Raw genomic sequence first — 2,245 nt, 5'->3', positions numbered from 1 at the left:
TAAATGAATTGGTGGAAAATATTAACAAATACAGGGAGACTTTAAAGGGGGATTTTGAATACAAGGTCGAAGCCTTGAATAAACTGACCGAAGGCCTTGTGGAGAAAAGCAAGGTTGAGTGACGGATCTTCTTCGTCATTCCGACGTCAGGAGGAATCTCTTGAGGTTCGATAAAAGTACATTAAACTGTTTTTACATTTTGGGGAACACGGTCCTTTGCATGATTGAGGAATTGTAGCTATTGACTAAAACAGCATTCAAGAGTACCTAAAACTTTTCCTTGTCACCTCGACGGCAGGAGAGGTCAATTACAGGTATCAGTAGTGTTTCAAACCATTTTCACACAATTAATTCCGAGTATGTGATTTTTTTCACATTTTTATAACCAATTATGTGATTTTCATAGAAGTAGCAATTTTCAACTTTAATTGCAATGGCCAGCCGTCATTTCATTTCTATTGTTCTTTAAATAGGTTGTAATCCAAGTTCTTTGGAAAGCCCTTCCCTATAACCAAACCTTCCCCAATTTCCCCTCCAATTTTTTTGCTTCAATCATCCTGCTTTCCTAAATTGAAGCTAATTAGATCTAATCTTTAATTTATGAAAAATCACCTATCGCTTTTGGTCTTCATTTTCCTGCTTTTTTCAATTCAAACAAATGCGCAAACCACACAAGATTTCAAAAAGCTTGACTCCTATTTTGAGCAGATGATCAAAGACTGGGATGTGCCTGGTGCAAGTATTGGGATAGTAAAGGACGGTGAGCTTTTATTTATCGGAAATTACGGTACCAAGGTAGTTGGCAATAATGAAAAACCGGATTCCAATACCCTTTATGCCATTGCTTCCAATTCCAAGGCTTTCACTACTGCGGTTTTCGGTATGTTGGTTCAGGAAGGTAAGTTGGGTTGGAACGATAAGGTAAAAGATCACTTGCCTTATTTCTCCCTTTATGATGATCCTTGGATCAGTGCCAATGTGACTATTCGGGATCTGTTGAGCCATCGCGTGGGTTTGGGGACATTCAGTGGTGATGTCATTTGGTACAAATCTGAAGCAGATGCAGGCGAATTGATCAAGCGGGCAGGAAAAGTACCACAGGCTTATGACTTCAGATCCGGTTATGGCTATTCCAATCTGATGTACATTACAGCTGGGGAGGTAATCAAAAAAGTAACTGGTAAAAGTTGGGGAGAGAATGTGCAGGAAAGGATTTTGAAGCCTTTGGGAATGGACCGTACAATTACCACTGCCAAAGACTTAACAAAGAAAGACAACTATACCACAGCCCACGGAAGAGAGGAAGGTAAAAATTTCCCGATTGCCTTTGAGGATTGGGAGATTATTGGAGCTACGGGAGGAATAATTTCTTCCGTAAATGATGTTGCAAAATGGATGATTTTCAATCTGAATCATGGAATCCATGGCCAGGATACCCTATTGAGTAAACAAACAAGGAATATAGTTTGGACCATGCACAATGTTTTTCCAGTTGACCATACGGTAAAAAATGACCTTGGAAGGCATTTCAACGGCTATGGATTGGGATGGACTATAGGTGATTTTCATGGCAATTTTATGGTGGGACATACCGGAGGATATGATGGAATGATCACGGCTGTCACTTTGATTCCTGACCAAAAGCTGGGAGTTGTGGTACTGACTAATGGACACAAAAGCCCGATTATGGCAGCTACCTATTATGCCTTGGATCACATGCTGGGGACAGGAAAAAAAGATTGGTCAGCTGATTTATTGAAAAAATCCAATGAAAATGAACTCAAGGATACTCGGATTGCGGACATCAAGTCAAGAAGGATAATGAATACCAAACACTCACTTCAGATTCCCGATTATGCAGGTATTTACGATTCTGAAATTTATGGGAAAATTGAGGTCAAGCAGGAAGGGGAAAAGTTACGATTGATTTTTTCAAATTCACCCAGATTGAATGCCAGTTTAAGGCATTGGCACCATGACACCTTTGAAATCATCTGGAATGAAAAACACGCTTGGTTCAACTTCGGTACACTTAAATTTAATATGAATAACAACATGAAAGTTGTCGGTATGGATTTCGAAGTGCCAAACGATGATATTTTCTTTGAGGAGTTGAAGCCGAAGAGGGTATTTAGGTAATTGTGCCAAGTTACATATCAGGTCACAGCAAATATTAAATCGGAAATTTATGGATATTAGATATTTGTTGATATTAGGGAGAATTTAAATATAGCCTACGGCTGAA

The 2,245-nt window shown here is 39.2% G+C and carries 1 protein-coding gene and 1 pseudogene; both read left to right on the top strand.

Annotated elements, in window-relative coordinates; translation table 11 throughout:
• A pseudogene (locus ACEW8U_RS20020) lies at positions 1-122 on the top strand (bifunctional precorrin-2 dehydrogenase/sirohydrochlorin ferrochelatase); the annotation flags it as partial.
• A gap of 478 nt (positions 123-600) precedes the next feature.
• The gene (locus ACEW8U_RS20015) at positions 601-2,139 is read left to right on the top strand and encodes a serine hydrolase (RefSeq protein WP_373523826.1); all 1,539 of its coding nucleotides are present in this window, start codon (positions 601-603) and stop codon (positions 2,137-2,139) included.
• Positions 2,140-2,245 lie beyond the last annotated feature (106 nt).

The sequence above is a fragment of the Aquiflexum sp. genome (assembly GCF_041751335.1).
Classification (GTDB): Bacteria; Bacteroidota; Bacteroidia; order Cytophagales; family Cyclobacteriaceae; genus Aquiflexum.
Note: the sequence above shows the minus strand (reverse complement) of the source record. Positions and strands in the feature narration are given on the sequence as shown.

Bases quoted from the DNA above. Each gene is read 5' to 3' on its own strand.
- ACEW8U_RS20015 (WP_373523826.1), top strand. From the start codon at position 601: ATGAAAAATCACCTATCGCTTTTGGTCTTCATTTTCCTGCTTTTTTCA.